This is a genomic window from Paraburkholderia rhynchosiae, from assembly GCF_002879865.1.
GTDB classification, from domain to species: Bacteria; Pseudomonadota; Gammaproteobacteria; order Burkholderiales; family Burkholderiaceae; genus Paraburkholderia; species Paraburkholderia rhynchosiae.
The window spans coordinates 77,454-94,552 of record NZ_PNXY01000016.1 but is presented as its reverse complement, the minus strand read 5'-3'; the positions used below and the strand labels follow the sequence as shown (position 1 = coordinate 94,552).

Sequence of the window (17,099 nt, the reverse complement as noted above, 5' to 3'; positions counted from 1 at the left end):
GTCGTCCACCCATCCTTCTCGAAGCCGAAAACCCGTAACGGAGCAGCCCCTCATGATTCCGCGTCTCGATCGTCTTCCGCAGATCGACAATCTTTATCTGGAGTTCGCGACGGAACTGCGGATGCACGGTTTCGAGGGAGACATCCGCGGTGGGCACGCCGACCGTACGGCACTGGCTACCGACAACTCTATCTACCAGATCCTGCCTGCGCTGGCGGTCTTTCCCAGGACGCAACAGGATCTGATCAGGATCGCCCGTCTGGCCTCGAATCCGCGATTTCATTCCCTGCGGCTGTTTCCCCGAGGAGGGGGCACGGGCACGAATGGGCAGTCCCTCGGTGACGGCGTTGTCGTGGACCTGTCGCGCCACATGAACCGCATAGTCGAGATCAACGTCGAGGAACGCTGGGCGCGGGTCCAGGCCGGTGTCGTCAAGGATCAACTGGAAGCGGTACTCAAACCGCATGGGCTCTTTTTCGCCCCGGAACTCTCCACCTCCAATCGGGCCACCATCGGCGGCATGATCAATACCGACGCCAGCGGCCAAGGCTCGTGCCGATACGGCAAGACTCGCGATCATGTGCTGGAACTGGTCACGGTGCTGTCCGACGGGACGCCCTGGACCTCCGCTCCTATCGACGATGAGGAGTTGGCGGAGATCAAGGCGCGCCCTGATCTAATCGGACGTTTGCACCGTACCGTCGACGAAATTCAGAAACGCGATGCCGAACTCATCCAGCATCACTTCCCAAAACTGAACCGTAGCCTGACAGGCTACGATCTCGCTCATATCCGGGATAGTCGAGGCCAGTTTGACCTCAACAGTATCCTATGCGGCTCGGAAGGCAGTCTCGGCTTCGTCGCCGAAGCGAAGCTTAACCTGTTGCCCATTCCACTGTTCACGGCGCTGATTGTAGTCAGCTACGCGAGCTTCGATGCAGCCTTGCGCGATGCACCGCGACTCCTGAGACTGAATGCGACCTCGATCGAAACGGTCGATGCCGTCGTCCTACACCTGGCACGTGAAGACAATACCTGGCCTGCGATCCAGCGCTTTTTTCCTGATGCTGCTTCACCGCTTGAAGGTGTGAACCTGATCGAATTTGCCGCAGACGATTCTGATGCCCTGAACGCATCGCTGAGCGCTGCCCTCGCTTTGTTCAGCAGCGCGGGCAGCGCTTCTGGCGTGCTCGGCCATTCGATTGCCAACGGCCATGCAGAGGTTGAGATGGTCTGGGGTATGCGTAAGCGCGCGGTCGGTCTGCTTGGACGCCTGAAAGGCGCACGGCGCCCGATTCCATTCGTCGAAGATACTGCCGTGCCACCCGAGAATCTCGCTGACTATATCGCCGAATTCCGCGCCCTGCTCGACGGAAGAGGTCTGGTCTACGGCATGTTTGGGCATGCCGATGCCGGCGTCCTGCATGTCCGTCCAGCCATCGACATGAAGGATGCAGAGCAAGAAGAGCTCATTCGCTCGATCACCGACGAAGTGGTGGCCCTGACGCGCAAATATGGAGGCGTGCTGTGGGGCGAACATGGCAAGGGGCTGCGCTCTGAATACGCGCCGGCCTTCTTTGGGCCGTTGTACAGCCGGCTGCAGGACATCAAAACGGTGTTCGATCCACACAACCAGTTCAATCCCGGCAAGATTGCCGCGCCCGCCGGGCAGGCACTCCTGCGTCTGGACGAGGTTTCGACGCGCGGCCAACGCGACCGCGTCATTCCGATCGAACTGCGCCGGTCATTCCCGGATTCACTGCATTGTAACGGCAATGGAGCCTGCTTCAACTTCGATCCCGATGACGCAATGTGCCCGTCATGGAAAGCGCTCCGTGATCGCCGCTTCTCGCCCAAAGGCCGAGCCTCGCTGCTGCGCGAATGGCTATACCTGCTAAGCCAGCAGGGACAAGGCGATGATCTTAACGGGCAAATGGCGGGTGGCTTGCGATGGATCGCATCTCTTCCAGCGAGGTTTCGCCATACCGTCGCCAAACTCGGAGGCGAGTACGACTTTTCGCACGAGGTGAAGGAGGCGATGGATACCTGCCTGGCCTGCAAGTCGTGCGCGGGACAATGCCCGGTTAAGGTCGACGTGCCCGCCTTTCGGTCCAGATTTCTGGCCTTGTACCACACGCGTTATCTACGCCCAATCAGGGACTTGTTGCTGGCATGGCTGGAACCTGCTCTGCCACAGCTCGCCAAGGCACCCTGGCTTGTAAACGCGCTGCTGGCGAGCCGCGTCGTAAAATCACTGCTGTGCCGCGTCGGCCTGGTCCGCGTGCCGATGCTGAGCGGTGTCGACCTGATCGCCGAAGCGCGCCGCGCCGGCTTCGCGATAGCGACCCCGGCCAGTATCGCTGCTGTCGAAGCTCAAGCGCGCCGGGCTGTCATTGTCGTGCAGGACGCGTTCACCAGCCACTTCGAAACCGGCCTGGTTCTCGACACCCTTCGCCTGCTCGACAGACTTGGATTCCATCCGCTGCTCGCTCCTTTTCTGCCTGGCGGCAAACCTCTCCACGTGCATGGATTCCTCGGTCAGTTTCACCGCACCGCGGAGAAGAATGCGACGATGCTCAAGCGCCTTGAAAGCACCGGCACTCCCCTGATCGGCATTGACCCAGCGATGACGTTGATCTATCGCTCGGAATACAAGGAAACGCTCGGCGAGGCAAATTCGCCGCATGTCTATCTGCTTCAGGAATGGCTGGCCCAAGCGCTCGCATCAGCCGGGAGCCACATTTCGGACGACGTCGAACCGTATTTCCTGCTTCCTCATTGCACTGAGCGGACGAATGCGGCAGCTGCAATGGACAACTGGGAACGCGTTTTCACGGCTTGCGGCGCCCAGTTGAACGTCCTGCCCGTCGGCTGCTGTGGCATGTCCGGCACCTACGGGCACGAAGCCCAGAACCGCTCAACCTCCGAAACGATTTACCAGATGAGTTGGGGGCCGACGGTGGCACGGCATTATGCCGGTGGCAGGCTGATGGCGACCGGCTACTCTTGCCGCTGCCAGGCGAGCGCCATTGATGCGGTCGCCCTGCCCCACCCGGTACAAGTCCTGCTCGCACTGGTCGGCAGCAGAGCCGCGGTGAAATCCGGTCGATGACTTATCCTGGCGTTGTCACATTACCGGTCACCCGGCGAATCATGGGCGGGTAATCGGTAATGTGACAACGCCCGGTGGGGCATTGCTCCCGAGTTCAACGGTATGGTCCCGCGTGCGGCGCACCTAGAGTTGCCGCACACACGACATCCCCCTATTTAGAGAGTGTCAGCAAAAAAGCGCTCGCTGCACCACTAGACACCGTGAACTTTCCGCCTTCCCCCGTGATCGTTTCTCCGTACTCTACTCCCACAGCCTTTCCGTCCTGGCTACCGTCGAACGTCTGCCCGCCAAGCGTAATACCCGTCTTGGAGCTGAGAGTCGGCGCTATCATCCGGGTTACGACACCCGAGCTGTATCCAGGGATTGTAAGTGAAACTACACCGGAGGCAGATTGGTCCTTATTGAGCACCAGAACGTTAACCTTGTTTGTCGTTGGGTCGATTGTCGCCCATGCTTTGACATTCGTGTTTGTCTGCAGGTCCACAGGCAGCAATTTCGACTGATGACCTGTTGACTCCGCGAATAGCAACATTCCATAGTAAAGAGACTGTACTTCGCGAAGCGAGTATTGCTGCGAAAACTGCGTGCCGCTCGGTGGCGCGATCGACTTGGACGCAAGGTACTGCGACTCGGGGACGTTGAAGTGGAACGCCCCATATGCGTCCCATTGATTAAAACTATTCCAATTGTTGCTGTGGAAGTTAACCCCTGAAATTCCGACGTTCGCAAATTCAAACATCGTGTCAACAGCCCAGAGTGCTGCTTCAAACGCGTTACTCACACCATCCTGGCCCGACGACGATAGAGAATTCATCTCGGCCATTCGAAAGGGCTTCCCCGCGGCAGTGGCAAGCGGCACATACGCTGCGACTAACGATGGCTTGAGGGTCGAAGAGGTCGGCTGAAGCAAAAAGCCTGACGGAACCGTATTGCCTGCGTTAGCACCGGCCGTAACGTAAGCGTGCCAACTCACCAATGCAAGCGAGGATGCTTCTTGTTGAATAAATGTATTCAACTGATCCGTCGTAGCGAAATCGGTTCGCGGTGGAAGACGCTTCGAAAGTTGTGTGTTTGGGAAACGAGCAATGGACGGACCCATAAGCAGAGTTCCCGGATTCGCAGCTTGAATGCTATGACCAAAAGTCTGGAAGTCCGTCAGGAATTGAGAAAACGGATAAGTCGTGTTTTGATAAAGGTCAGGTTCGTTGCCAATTTCAACTGCCTGCACAGATCCACTAGGCATCGACTTGAGATATGCCGTTGCCTGGTCCGTTGCTAGCGTTACGTTCCCCGCTTTAAAGTTGACCCCGAGAATAAACGAAACGCCTGACGGCATGCTTTTGCTGTCTGCATACATCTGCGCAAAGGGTGGAACAGTATTAGCGTCGGGCTCTCCGGTACTGTCCGTCGAACTGCCGCCAATCCGTAAGGAGACAGGTCCGCCTCCATATTGCTCAAGATTCGCGATCAGCTGTCTATAGACGGGATTCGGAACTGCTGGTGATCCCAATAGCAGTTGCGCTTGACCCCACTCATGCGAGAACCCTAAGAATCCCGAGGGGATAGCCCTTCCCGGTTGTGCGGGATTCACAGTGACGCTTCCGACAGTCGTTGCAGGCGCAACGGTCACTGTCACGTCTCTGGTCGTTGACTTACCGACTTCACTGGTTGCCGTCAGATGGTATGTCGTCGTCTGCGAAGGCGCCACGACAGCCGAGGCTACAGGCGTCGCCGTGACACCACTCAGTGAAACGGACTTTGATCCGGAGGCCTGCCACGATAACGTGGTGATTTGTCCCGCCGTAATAGTGGGTGAACTGGCAGCAAATCGTTGAATTAGCGACGGGTCATCACTGCTTACTCCGCCGCCGCACCCCGCGATGGAAAGAGTGCCCAGAATTGGAAATAACATGAATAGACTTGCCCTGCTTTGACAGGTAAAGCCGATCGATTTTTCATGGATGCGACTGACATTTGATTTTTTCATGACATTCGTCCTCAAGTGTTTGAATAGCGCTAACAACATGGAGTCGCCATTCGATATCCGATTCAACAAATTGGGTGGATCCGAAGCATCGGGTGTAAGACGTGCAGGCCTACGGCGCATCGTCCAAGATCCTCTTCCAGTTGAAAGATGCGTTCGCCCCGTTAACCCTTGACGTCATACAAGAGCTGATTGCCCGTCACGTAGACCCCAGGACCGCCGTAGGCACAGCTTTATTGAGTGATCGTCCCAGCCGTAGCGAGCGTTCTGGAGGAATTGCCGACATACACGGTTGATCCTCCGCTGGCGGCTTTCCACTGCTGTGCGTCCTTGTCCCAAATGCTTAACGGGTGATTATTTCCATTCGGATCAATGTTCACCGTCACCGTTTGAGACGCACCCGCGTTCAGGAAAACTTTCTGGAATCCGACCAGGCGTTTCGGCGGCTCACCCGACGATGAAGGCAAGCCAACGTAGACCTGCACTACTTCCGCACCGGCAATCTTCCCTGTGTTGGTTACCGACGCGGTGACGTTATAGATTCCGTTGCTTCCTGAAGAAACGGCAGCATTCTGGACTGAGAAGGTTGTATAGGAAAGCCCGAACCCAAACTCAAAGGCGGGATTCTTGCCCATAGCGTCGTACCACCGATAGCCCATGTTAAGTCCCTCAGCGTATGTCACGGTCGGAACTCCGTTGACTGAGATACCCGGATATTGGGCGGCATTAATTGAATCCATGAACCCCTGGCCCACTTGCGGGAAGGTAACGGGCAACTTCCCCGATGGGTTCGCCACACCGAACAACAGGTCCGCGACGATATGCCCGTCTTCCTGGCCGGGGAACCAGGCTTCGAGTATTGCAGCTGGCGCCGACGCTCCCCCTTTGAGCAGCGTCGGATCGATTGCTTCGACCGCATTGTCTTTCAGAACGAGTACGGTCTTCTTATTTGTAGCGACAATGCTTTGAACCATGGCAAGTGTATTGCTGCTCTTCACCGTACCGGTTGTCGTAAGAGAACTGGCCTTCGGCCCGTACCAGTCAAGCGTGTTGAGATATTTGTCGGGGTCGACGCTCAAGCCGGAAGCGTCGGTGAAAGTAGCCTGATCCGCCCCTTCTTCGGAGATCGAACCGGCCATCACCACGACGGCATCCGCGCTCGCTATCAAGGTCTGAACGGCGGCGAAGGTCGAACTGGCTCCGTCGATAGTGGCGTTCGTGTTGGTATCGTCAACAAGAACAAGATGAACCTTCGCAGTTGAATTACCGAGACTCGCGAGTACATCCTGCATTCCCTGTAGCGGCGAAACCGTGTACAGCGCGGCAACGTCTGAACTGCCCCCGCCCGAACCCATTGGGTTTCCCACACTGCTGCCGCCCGCCACCGCCTGCTGCGCGAAGACCTGGGAGGCTTTGCCGACAATGGCCACATTCTGAACCCCCTTGCTCAGAGGCAGCGTTCCGTCATTCTGCAGAAGTACCGCTGATTGCTCGCCTATCGACTTTGCGACCACACCGTCGGTAGCTGCATCAATCGCCGTTTGAACGAGCGGACGGTCAAATATCCCGGCCTTGAACATCTGCGTGTAGCGACGGGCCAACGCCGTATCAATGTCCGATGTCTTGATCAGACCCGACGCGAGCGCTGCATTCAACTTGTCGGGGGTCCACCATGTCGTAACACCGGGAATACTTACTCCAGGCATCTCATTATCGAGCCCGGCGAGCATGGTCTGAGCCGTGCTATGCGCGGCAAAAAAGTCTGACTGCACGTAACCATCAAAACCCCACTGTCCACGCAGCACGTCCGTCAGGATATGCCGGTTCTCGCACATCGAAAATCCGTTTACGGAGTTGTATGAGCACATCACCGCGCCTACCCGTCCGTCCTTCACCGCCATTTCGAATGGCAGCATGTAAAGTTCGTGCAATGTCCTGTCATCGACGTTTTCCGAAATCGTCATCCGGTTCGTCTCCTGTTCATTGGCCACAAGGTGCTTCGCCATCGCGATCATCCCGCGGGACTGAACTGCCCGAACTTCGGCCGTACCCATCGTGCCCGTGAGATATGGGTCCTCTCCCATATATTCAAAGTTTCTCCCGCCGACGGGTAACCGGGCCAGGTTCATGCCAGGCGCTTCAAAGATATGGAGGGCCAAGTTCGTCCCCTCCTTCCCGATCACGTCGCCAAATTGCGTCGCCACAGCGCGATCGAATGACGCAGCAACCCCGATGGCAGATGGCAACGCAGTTGCCCTGGCGGAGTTGGGACTCGTTAATGCAGCCACACCGCCGCCGGCCGAAGACGAGGGAACGCAATCGTTCTGACCTATGCCGACTGGTCCATTCGTAATCCGGAGCGTGGGGATGCGGTATTTCGGGAGGCCGGGGATATGACGGGCTCCGTAGCATTGAGGAAGTTCAGCAACCACTCCGGCCGCACCGACCAGCTGCTCTTCCTTGTCAGGCAAAGCCATCGCCCCAACAAGCAGGGCGGCGCGTTGCTCGGGTCTCAATGACGTGTCCATCCACGGAGTCGGATTGCTTGCCGAAATCGTACCGCTATTGCTGTCACCACCGCATCCGTTCAATAGCAGACTGAATCCCACCATCATCGATACACCCGATTTCATCAGTAGCTTTTCCATGTCTCTCTCCTTTATCTCCATAGATCGCTTCATAGAGATTGACGTTAATGCCTCGTCAATTTCGTTTCGCAATCCTATTTGTAATTTTTACTGTCTCGCGGACCCACGCCATCAAATCGACTATTTTTTGTGCCTCACCCGGCTAACGATCTGTGTCGGGCTCACGAACTGCAGCGCAATCAGCACCCAGATCAGCGTAATCGCCATATAGATCATCGCCATCGCGTCGATCGATTGCGGCGCACGCACGCCTGTCGAGAATACGGCGTAATACAGCGCGACGACGAGCGTCTGCGTCGCCGGTCCCGCCGTGAAGAATGTCAGCTCGAACATGCCGATGGTACGCACCAGCACCAACAGACCCGCCGCGAGCATGCCGGGCACGAGCAACGGCAGCAATACGTAGCGGAAATAGCGCAATGTGTTCGCACCGAAGATACGTGCCGCCGATTCCAGATTCGGATCGATCTGCTCGATGAACGGCGTCATTACGAGGATCACGAAAGGCAACGCCGGCACGAGGTTCGCGAGAATCACGCCTGCGAGCGTGCCCGCGAGCCCGATCTTGTACATCACGGTCGCCATCGGAATGCCGTACGTGACGGGCGGCACCATCAGCGGCAACAGGAAAACCAACATCGCGAATGGCTTGCCGCGAAACTGTACGCGAGCGAGCGCATATGCGGCGGGCACACCGAGCAGGATCGACAGCAGCACGACCGCGCCGACCACTTCAACCGTCACCCACAACACGGCCGCGAGCTGGAAGTCCCTCCATGCCTGTCCATACCAGCGCAGCGTGAAGCCCTGTGGCAGCAACGTGCCGAACCAACGTGTCGCGACCGAGTTGATTGCGACGGTCGCGATCAACAGCACGATGTTCAGCAGGAAGAAGATCATCGCGCCCCAGACGAGCGCCTTGTACACACGGTCGCGCAAACTGACACGCGGTTTCTCGGATTTCACCGTGTGCTCCTGCGGCGCCGCAGGCCACGGACGGACAATTTCACTTTCGGTTGCCATCAGCCTTTACCTCCCGTCGCCGGTCCACTGTAGAAGAAGCGGCGCGCGCCCAGCATCGCGGCGACAATCACCAGTTGCACGAATCCCATCACGATCGCGATCGCAGAGGCGAGCGAATAATCGTAGCTCTCGAACGCGGCTTCGGCGGCGGCAATCGACATCACGCGCGTCGGCCCAGCCGGCGCGCCGAGCAGCACTGCCGACGGGAACACCGAAAACGCCTGAACGAACGACAGACACGCGGCCATCGTCAGACCGGGCACGAGCAGCGGCAGATAGATCCGCCGGAACTGTTGCAAAGGGTCGGCGCCGAGCGTCGCGGCGGCGCTCGCGAGCGTCGGATCGATGCCTGTCACGTATGACAGTGTCAGCAGAAACGCGAACGGAAAGCCCGACACGATCAGCGAAATCAGCACGCCCCAGAAGTTATGCGTGAGGCGCACTTCGTCTGTGTAGAGATGCAGCCCCTGCAGCACTTGCGGAAACCAGCCGTTCGGACCGAAGTATGAAAGCATGCCATCAGCGATCAGCACCGTGCCGAGCGTAACGGGAATCACGAGCAGCGTCGTCACGAACTTCTGATACGGCGACGGACGGCGCAGCGCGAACGCGACAGGCACCGACACGCCGACGTTGATCAGCGTCGCCGGTCCGGCGAGCTTCAGCGTGACGACGATGGTCGGCCACATCGACGTGTCGCTGAAGAACTTTGCGTAGTTCGCCCACATGCCGCCGCCTTCCATCGGGCTTAACGACAGCGTGAGGCCGTAGATGAACGGATAGACGAACAGCGCGAAAATGAACAGCAAGGCGGGTGAGACGAGCCACGCCTTGCCGTCGCGCGGTGCGCGCACCGCGACGGGCGTCAGTGTGCTCATGACGGTTCTCCGTCGTAGACCAGCGTGCGCGACGTCGACACGCGCAGCGTAATGCCCTCGCCCTCGCTGAATTCGCCCGCGACGCGCGCCCACAGTTCGCCAAACGCGCTCTTCACGCGAATCAGCGAATCGCGGCCGCCGTATTCGACCGTCGTCACCGTTGCATCGAATGCGTTCCCCGTGCCGGGCGCGGCGCGCTCCATGTCCTCAGGACGCAGCGCAACGGAAACGCGCTTGCTATCGAAACCGTCCATTGCCACGCCGACGAGGCGCACGCCGTTCGACTCGACCGTCGCGCCTTCGCCCTGCACACCTTCCAGCGTGAAGGGCAGAACGTTGCGATAGCCCATGAAGCGCGCGACGTGCAGATTCTTCGGCCGTCCGTAGACTTCTTTCGGCGTCGCGACCTGCTGCACGACACCCTCTTTCATTACAACGATGCGGTCGGCCATCGACAGCGCTTCGTCCTGATCGTGCGTTACATAAATGGTCGCACGATCCAGTTGCGTATGAATGCGGAGAATCTCGGCGCGCATTTCGATGCGCAGCTTGGCATCGAGATTCGACAGCGGTTCGTCCATCAGGATGAGCGGCGGCTCGATCACAATGGCGCGCGCAATCGCGACGCGCTGCTGCTGCCCACCCGACAGTTGCCCCGGCAGCTTTTTCTCATGACCGACCAGTTGCACCAGTTGCAGCGCTTCTCGCGCGCGCTTCACCGTTTCCGCCTTGGGGATGCCGCGCATCTTCAAGCCGAAGCCAACGTTATCCAGCACCGACATGTGCGGAAACAGCGCGTAGTTCTGAAACACCATGCCGAAGCCGCGCTTTTCCGGCGGCAGCCCGTCGATGCGTTCATCGTCGAGCCAGATGCCGCCGTCCGTGAGCGGCTGCAGGCCCGCGATGCAGTTGAGCGCCGTCGACTTGCCGCAGCCCGACGGACCCAGCAGCGCGATAAATTCGCCACGGCGGATATTCAGATCGAGGCCTTGCAACGCAGCCACCGATTGCCCTTCAGTATTGACGAAACTGCGGCAGACGGAATCCAGGCGCAGCTGTTCGAATTGGTGCTTCATGATCGCTTCCCTACGATGTTGGCCGCAGCGCCGCATGGCGCCACCTGCCGTCAAGATCTGCCAATATGCGCGATACGCACGACGTGTGCGGAATCGATTGATTGACTTTGCTGCGGTCACCAATACGCTGTTGCACCTTATCTGTTCTTCTGGGAGCCGACTTCGCGGTCCCACTTCTGAAACGCCGCCACCATCGCCTCCGCGCTGAGCGGCAGAACATGCGGACGATCGGCGAGCAACTTCGCGTACTCAGGCCGCCCGTACTTCTTCAGGACTTCCTGGCTATGCGCCGTTGCCTGCTCGACAGTTACGCCTTTGATCGCCGGGCCGGGATAGAAGTAACCGTCGTCGTAAGTCATGGCCTGCTGCGCGGGTTCGAGCATGAAGTTCATCAGCTTGTAGATCACGTCGAGCTTTTCCTTCGGCACGCCCTTGGGAATCACCATGTAGTGCGCGTCGTTCACCCACGTCATGTTGTCGAATGCCTGAACGCGAAAATCGGCCGGCACGATACCGAGCGCGCGCGGATTGATGTCCCAGCCCGTCACCGTCACGGTCATGTCGCGGGTGCCTTCGCCGAGTTCCTTCATGACCGCCGACGTGCCGCCTGGATAGTAAGGAATGCAATCGTTCAGCTGCCTGAGGAACGCCCACGTCTTGTCCCAGCCGTTGGTGGGGTCTTTCGGATCTTTATCGCCGAGCACATAGGGCAGCCCCATCAGGAACGTGCGGCCCGGGCCCGAGTTCGCGGGACGCGCATAGATCAGCTTGTTCGGGTGCGCCTTGCACCATTGCAGCAGTTGGTCCGGCGTTCTGGGCGGATCACTGACTTTGGCCGGGTTGTATTCGATCAGCGGGCCAGCCGGCATGTACGCGACCTCAAGACCGAAGCCTTGCGCGAGATCCTGCATCTTGCGCGGACCGGGCGCGTACTTGTCGAGCGCGCCGGGGAACGCTGTGCCGTTATCCGGCAGCAACCTGATCCACAGCTTCTGCTCGATGCCGGCGGCGAGCGCGTCGGTGCCCGTCAGCACGAGATCGATGTCCGAACGGCCGGCCGCCTGCATCGCCTTGATCTTGCCGGGCAATTGCGGCGCGGGTGCGTTCGTGTATGTGATGTTGGAAACGAGATTCGGGTATTTGGCCTTGAAGGCTTCGAAACCCTTTTGCGTCAACTGAAGATCGCCGGCAACGTCGACAATGTTGATCGCGACCGGTTGACACATTGCCTGCAACGACATCGAGAGGAAAAAGGTCGCTGCGATGCCGCCGCGGAATCTGGTAAATAAGCTCTGTCTCATAGTTTTCAATTTTTCCAAGCCGTGGATCGATAAAAAGTTATGCGTTCAGCTTTGCGGGTGACACGCGGAATAGCAGATGCACGATCGCGAACGCAGCAAGACAAGCCAGTGCGCCGATTCACAAGCGATCCCGCATCGGCTGGCTTACTGCTTGCGGAACGCCATGGACAGCAGACTGCATGTAAGTCTCCGTTGGGAGTCATCGCTTTGCGCGCCGCACCTTGTCGTTCCGATAGCGAGTGATGGGTACGCTCAACGTGCCGCAGTTTGGGATTCGGCGTGGGAAAACGTTTTTCCAAGATTAGTGCCTTCCCCTCTGTTTGGCTAGTAAGTATTAACGCTGAGTTACCCGAAAGAAGGCAGCGGGCGGGGAACCGCACCCGTAATTCGAACGGTTATTCGTTTGTTGTCAGTTGACGCAGAAGAGGAGCGAGCGGCCGCTTCGGCCGTGCGAAAGCAGGATTTAAAGCCGGGCTCGGCAGCTCCGGCAAAGCAACGTTGGGCGTCGGGACTCTTTCCGTCTACGACGATTGTGAAGGTGGCGGTGAGACGTTTTCGAAGAGTCAGGTCTTACCGGCCGCCAGATCCGTACAGACCGAAGTGGAGTCCCGGACGATCAGGCGAGGCTCAAGGATCAGGTGCGCGGTATCAGCTCGACCAGCGAGCGCGTCTACCAGCTTGAGAGTCGCAAGTTCACCCATCTTCTCACTCTGCGTATCAACAGTGGTCAGCGTGGGCTCGGCATACTCCCCATAGGGAGCATTGTCGATGCCCGTGACTGAAACGTCGTTGGGCAACCGGAACCCAAGCGCCTTGGCCTCTTTCATAAAGCCAAGGGCGATCAGATCGTTGTAGCAGATCACCGCCTGTGGACGCTGCGGACCCAACAAGACCTTTGAGCAGACCTGTTCGCCCGCCTGTGCCGTGGGCGCATGAGCATCGTACAGGTCAAGCGACAGGCCAACCTCTGAAAGACAATCACGCACACCGCCGATACGCTCATCGTTAATCGACGCCTGGCCAAACCCCAAATAGGCTATTCGCCTGTGCCCAAGATTCAACAGGTGCCGGGCCAGCATGTAGGTTGCAAGGCGGTTGTCGATGCCAACCGTCGGGATCGTCAGTTCATGCGAATGGCGCAGCATCACCACCGGCTTGTTCAGTTCGAGCATCCACGTCGATTCTTTCTCCGAAAGGCGCGAACTGATGACAAGCCCGTCGACGCGCTGTGCAAGTGCCTCAATCAGCGCACGTTCCCGCGCCGGGTTTTCTTCGGTATCGACAAGAAGCAAAGTGTAGTCGTGCTCAAGCGCCACCCGGTTTGCGCCCTTCACCACATTCGTAAAGTGCGGGTTGCTTATATCGAGGATTGCCAGCCCGATGGTACGCGTGCGGCCTGTAATCATCGACCGCGCAAGGGGGTTCGACCGGTACCCGAGCTTTTCGATCGTTTCCTTCAGCCGGGATTCGACCTCGGGCGAAAAGCGTTTGGTGCCGTTGACGTATTTCGACACGGTCGCAACAGATACCTCTGCTGCCATGGCGACGTCGCGGATCGTGGGGGACGCGTTCTTCATGAAAAAGGAGGTTTGAGAATTTGGCGATGCGATTGTCGCAGAAAGAAGGCAAGCACAGGGAACAGCGCCTCAACGCATCTGACGTTCTCCAAGCGTAGTTGAGCATTGACGCCTCCATCGCTCACGGCTATATTGGGAAAACGTTTTTCTTTTGACTAAGCCCTTTATGTCCCAGCAGCCCCTCTCACAGAAACCGTTTGGCCGCCTCCTCCTCACGGGCGCAGCTGGCAACCTCGGCCGCCAGCTGCGCGCCAGTTTGGCCTCCTGGGCCGGAGTCGTGCGCCTCACCGACATCGTGGACGTGGGCGATGCAGCGTCGGGCGAAGAAACAAGCATCGTCGACCTGGCGGACCGGAGTGCGGTGATGAAGCTCGTTGATGGAGTAGATGCCATCGTTCACCTGGGCGGAATTTCGGTTGACGCTCCCTTCGACGATCTCCTTGAAGCGAACATCCGCGGCACGTACAACCTGTACGAAGCGGCGCGCAAACACGGAGTGAAGCGCGTCGTGTTCGCGAGCTCGAATCACGCAATCGGTTTCCATCCCGTTACCGAAGTGCTCGACAAGGATGCGTCGCAACGTCCGGACAGCCTCTACGGCGTAACGAAGTGCTTTGGCGAATCGCTGTCGCGCTACTACTTTGACCGCTTCGGTATGGAGACGGTGTGCCTGCGAATCGGGTCGTCGTTCGAAGAGCCGAAGAATCCGCGCATGCTCGTCACGTATCTGAGCTATCGTGACTTCATCGAACTGGTGCGCTGCTCGCTATTCACGAATCGCGTGGGCCATGTGGTCGTCTATGGCGCATCGGACAATCCGATAAAGTGGTGGGACAACACAAAGGCCGGCTTCCTGGGCTTCCGTCCGCGCGACAGTTCGGCGCAATTCGCCGACCGTTTCCCGGTGACGGCGCCGACGGCCGAATTGCCCGATCCAGAGCAGCGGTTCCAGGGAGGCCCGTTCGTCCTCGGAGAGCCGATGCAATGAGCCAGTCAATAAGGGGCGGCAATAAGGTGTCGCGTCGGTGACAGACGACGCCATCCTGACGCCAGGTCGAGCTTCAAAATAGCTTTCCCATTGCGGGTGGAACGTGTTGGCGGCAGCCTTGATTTTCCGGTGCCTTCGGATCGGCGTGCTGGCAGTATCGTATAGTGTCAGGAGTTAGGCTTTTCCGTGCTGAGCGTTTTGCCGGTGGTCGTTCCAAAGACGCAGCGTTGTCCGCCAACGGTACAGAAATATTTCCGTTGAACCCAGCGTGCGCCTTTGTTCGGATGCCGCCGCCACGCCCACTGCCATACACATTACAAGATCGTGTGACCAATTGAGCTGAAGATCTGTTTCGCCGCCGCAACATGACTATGATAGCGGCCCGCATGCCGGGTACAGCACCGCCAACACTACATCGCTGGCTCAACCATGGCTTCGCCGCCGACGAACAACCGACGCCCGGTCCCCATTACCGACGCCCTGTGTAGCCACTTCGTTGATAACAGTCCCGACGGGTAGTCCTGCCGACCGCAACGCGGCGCTTCCCGTCAAACGGTGTTGCAGCGTGTAAATCTCGGCAAGCGTTGCGGCGTGTAAAGCGCGGCAAGCTCGACGCCGTCCTGGGTCGTGGCGGACGATGCAAAGGCTTGCGCATGAAGGTCTCCAACGATCCGCGCCGAACTTCTTCGAACACACTTAATTGCCCAGATGGCATTGCTATGAGCGATCCAAGCAGCTACGGATATCGGCCTCCCGAATCCACCGCGCGCACTGGGGGCGCCCCAGCGCTGTGAAGCATTGCTCGATTGCGTCTGCGGCGGACCGGCGAAGCGGAATCCATACGAATTCGGGTCCGCCCCTGTCTCAGCGACGGACTCCGAGGCGAGCAAATGCAGCGCCTGCTGCGACTGCTGCGCCCTGTCGACCATGCATGAAATTTCTAGCGGCCGCATTTTTGTCCCATCGCCCTCTGGGATGTATAACCGTCTCAGCGGCCATGGCCGGTGGCCACCCCGTTTGCGTGACGACGCTGCTTCGAGTCCGGACTTCTGTGTAGACCATGTGATGCCGTCCACGCCCGATGTCCGTTTCCCCCCTGATTCCGAGTCACCCGTTTGATGGCGAGTACCTTGCCTCAGACCAACCACCGCTTGATCGCCTCAACCATCGTCGACGTGGAAATTCCGTAGCGGTCATGGAGCGTAGGTAACGCACCGGCAGCAAGGAACGCATCCGGCAGTCCCACCTGCCGGAACGGATAGGACACGCCCGCGCGCATCAGTTCCGCCGCCACCGCTTCGCCGAGACCGCCAATTACCGTGTGATTCTCCGCTACCACCACGAGCCGACCCGAGCGCTTCGCTTCGCTTCGCGGAGAATCGTCTTGGTGTCGAGCGGCTTGACGGTCGGTACGTGCAGCACGCCCACGTCGATCCGATCTTTTTCAGACGCCTTCGCCGCTTCAAGTGCGCGCATCGTCATGATGCCGGAGGAGATGATCAGCACGTCGGCGCCGTCGCGCAGCATCTTCGCTTTGCCGAAGGTGTAGTCGTATTCGTCGAGCACAGCAGGTACGTTGCCGCGTAGCAGGCGCGCGTATACCGGTCCTTTATGTGCGGAAATCGCCGGCACCATCTGCTCGATATCGAGCGCATCGCACGGGTCGATCACCGTCATGTTCGGCATCGCGCGCATCAACGCGATATCTTCAGCCGCCTGGTGGCTCGGACCATAGCCAGTAGTCAGACCCGGCAATGCGCAGACGATCTTGGCGTCGAGGTTGTCCTCGGCGATGGCCTGATGCATGAAGTCATAGGCACGGCGCGTAGCGAATACCGCATAGGTCGTGACGAACGGTTGGGCGCCCGCGTGCGCAAGGCCGGCCGCGGCGCCCATCAGCAATTGCTCCGCCATGCCCATCTGGTAGTAGCGCTCGGGAAACTCCCTGGCGAAAATGTGCAGGTCGGTGTACTGCTTCCAGTGGCTGGCCGACATGACGCCTTCTCAGATCGCGCCTTCATCCAGTTCGCCGTCAGAGAACAGCGTGTACACGAACGAAGCAGAATGCTTGCGCTTGAGTCCGAGGCACCGTCCGACCGCGATGGTCAGGCCGTGGCCGAGCGAACCGCCGGACATCTCCATGCCAGGCGTATAGCTGGCCATGCCGGACATTGGCAAGCGGCTATCGTCGCTGCCGTAAGTTTCTAGCTCTTCGGCCGGCAGAATGCCTGCTTTGAGCAGCGCCGCATACAGCGCGATCGCGTAATGTCCGTTGGACAGCAGGAAGCGGTCGCGGTCCTCCCACTCAGGGTCGTCCGTGCGATAGCGCATCGCGCCAAAGTAAGCAACGGCCAGCACATCGGCGATGTCGAGCGCCTGCCCGATGTAGCCTTGTCCCTGGACTTCGCCCATCAACAGGGCGTTTCTGCGGATACGGTAAGCGTGCTCGGCAAGCGATGCCGTCGAGGCATTGGATGGACTGTTCATCTCGTCTCCTGTGATCAGTCGGAAT

9 protein-coding genes and 2 pseudogenes are annotated in these 17,099 nt (G+C 58.8%); 2 read left to right on the top strand and 9 right to left on the bottom strand.

Annotation, left to right across the window (positions count from 1 at the left end):
* Positions 1-52 precede the first annotated feature (52 nt).
* Positions 53-3,112, top strand: coding sequence for a D-2-hydroxyglutarate dehydrogenase YdiJ (gene ydiJ, locus C0Z16_RS22075; RefSeq protein ID WP_102634208.1), 3,060 nt, complete (start codon positions 53-55; stop codon positions 3,110-3,112).
* A 151-nt stretch (positions 3,113-3,263) separates the two neighbouring features.
* On the opposite strand, the gene C0Z16_RS37465 is transcribed toward ydiJ, so the two are convergent.
* From C0Z16_RS37465 to C0Z16_RS22040, 7 genes are all read right to left on the bottom strand, one after another.
* Positions 3,264-5,099, bottom strand: coding sequence for a glycosyl hydrolase family 79 C-terminal domain-containing protein (locus C0Z16_RS37465; RefSeq protein ID WP_158244509.1), 1,836 nt, complete (start codon positions 5,097-5,099; stop codon positions 3,264-3,266).
* Between the two features lie 230 nt (positions 5,100-5,329).
* On the bottom strand, positions 5,330-7,744 hold the full coding sequence (locus C0Z16_RS22065; protein WP_102634268.1) for a beta-glucosidase family protein: 2,415 nt from the start codon (positions 7,742-7,744) through the stop codon (positions 5,330-5,332).
* Between the two features lie 120 nt (positions 7,745-7,864).
* Positions 7,865-8,767, bottom strand: coding sequence for an ABC transporter permease (locus tag C0Z16_RS22060; protein WP_102634206.1), 903 nt, complete (start codon positions 8,765-8,767; stop codon positions 7,865-7,867).
* Positions 8,767-9,645 (bottom strand): ABC transporter permease, encoded by an 879-nt coding sequence (locus C0Z16_RS22055; RefSeq protein ID WP_102634205.1) that lies wholly within the window; start codon positions 9,643-9,645, stop codon positions 8,767-8,769. The genes C0Z16_RS22060 and C0Z16_RS22055 overlap by 1 nt, the downstream gene beginning before the upstream one ends.
* Entirely contained in the window at positions 9,642-10,721 is a 1,080-nt protein-coding gene (locus C0Z16_RS22050) for an ABC transporter ATP-binding protein (RefSeq protein WP_102634204.1), read from the bottom strand. Before C0Z16_RS22050 ends, C0Z16_RS22055 begins: the two co-directional genes overlap by 4 nt.
* 137 nt (positions 10,722-10,858) lie before the next feature.
* Positions 10,859-11,962, bottom strand: a complete 1,104-nt coding sequence (locus tag C0Z16_RS22045; protein ID WP_175130641.1) for an extracellular solute-binding protein — start codon at positions 11,960-11,962, stop codon at positions 10,859-10,861.
* Positions 11,963-12,585: 623 nt separating this feature from the next.
* Complete coding sequence (locus C0Z16_RS22040) at positions 12,586-13,599, bottom strand: LacI family DNA-binding transcriptional regulator (protein WP_102634202.1); 1,014 nt, start codon at positions 13,597-13,599, stop codon at positions 12,586-12,588.
* A 166-nt stretch (positions 13,600-13,765) separates the two neighbouring features.
* Here C0Z16_RS22040 and C0Z16_RS22035 point away from each other — a divergent pair, with 166 nt between their 5' ends.
* Positions 13,766-14,587 carry an NAD-dependent epimerase/dehydratase family protein gene (locus tag C0Z16_RS22035; protein WP_102634201.1) on the top strand — a complete coding sequence of 274 codons (822 nt, stop codon included), beginning with the start codon at positions 13,766-13,768 and terminating at the stop codon, positions 14,585-14,587.
* Positions 14,588-15,722: 1,135 nt separating this feature from the next.
* Here C0Z16_RS22035 and C0Z16_RS22030 read toward each other — a convergent pair.
* Positions 15,723-16,561 (bottom strand): annotated as a pseudogene (locus C0Z16_RS22030) (transketolase family protein); the annotation flags it as partial.
* Positions 16,562-16,594: 33 nt separating this feature from the next.
* Positions 16,595-17,074 (bottom strand): annotated as a pseudogene (locus C0Z16_RS22025) (transketolase); the annotation flags it as partial.
* Positions 17,075-17,099 lie beyond the last annotated feature (25 nt).

What these genes read in the sequence shown, in the direction of transcription:
- ydiJ (WP_102634208.1), top strand. Translation starts at nt 53, where the DNA reads ATGATTCCGCGTCTCGATCGTCTTCCGCAGATCGACAATCTTTATCTG.
- C0Z16_RS37465 (WP_158244509.1), bottom strand. Translation starts at nt 5,099, where the DNA reads ATGAAAAAATCAAATGTCAGTCGCATCCATGAAAAATCGATCGGCTTT.
- C0Z16_RS22065 (WP_102634268.1), bottom strand. Translation starts at nt 7,744, where the DNA reads ATGGAAAAGCTACTGATGAAATCGGGTGTATCGATGATGGTGGGATTC.
- C0Z16_RS22060 (WP_102634206.1), bottom strand. Translation starts at nt 8,767, where the DNA reads ATGGCAACCGAAAGTGAAATTGTCCGTCCGTGGCCTGCGGCGCCGCAG.
- C0Z16_RS22055 (WP_102634205.1), bottom strand. Translation starts at nt 9,645, where the DNA reads ATGAGCACACTGACGCCCGTCGCGGTGCGCGCACCGCGCGACGGCAAG.
- C0Z16_RS22050 (WP_102634204.1), bottom strand. Translation starts at nt 10,721, where the DNA reads ATGAAGCACCAATTCGAACAGCTGCGCCTGGATTCCGTCTGCCGCAGT.
- C0Z16_RS22045 (WP_175130641.1), bottom strand. Translation starts at nt 11,962, where the DNA reads ATGTCGTTGCAGGCAATGTGTCAACCGGTCGCGATCAACATTGTCGAC.
- C0Z16_RS22040 (WP_102634202.1), bottom strand. Translation starts at nt 13,599, where the DNA reads ATGAAGAACGCGTCCCCCACGATCCGCGACGTCGCCATGGCAGCAGAG.
- C0Z16_RS22035 (WP_102634201.1), top strand. Translation starts at nt 13,766, where the DNA reads ATGTCCCAGCAGCCCCTCTCACAGAAACCGTTTGGCCGCCTCCTCCTC.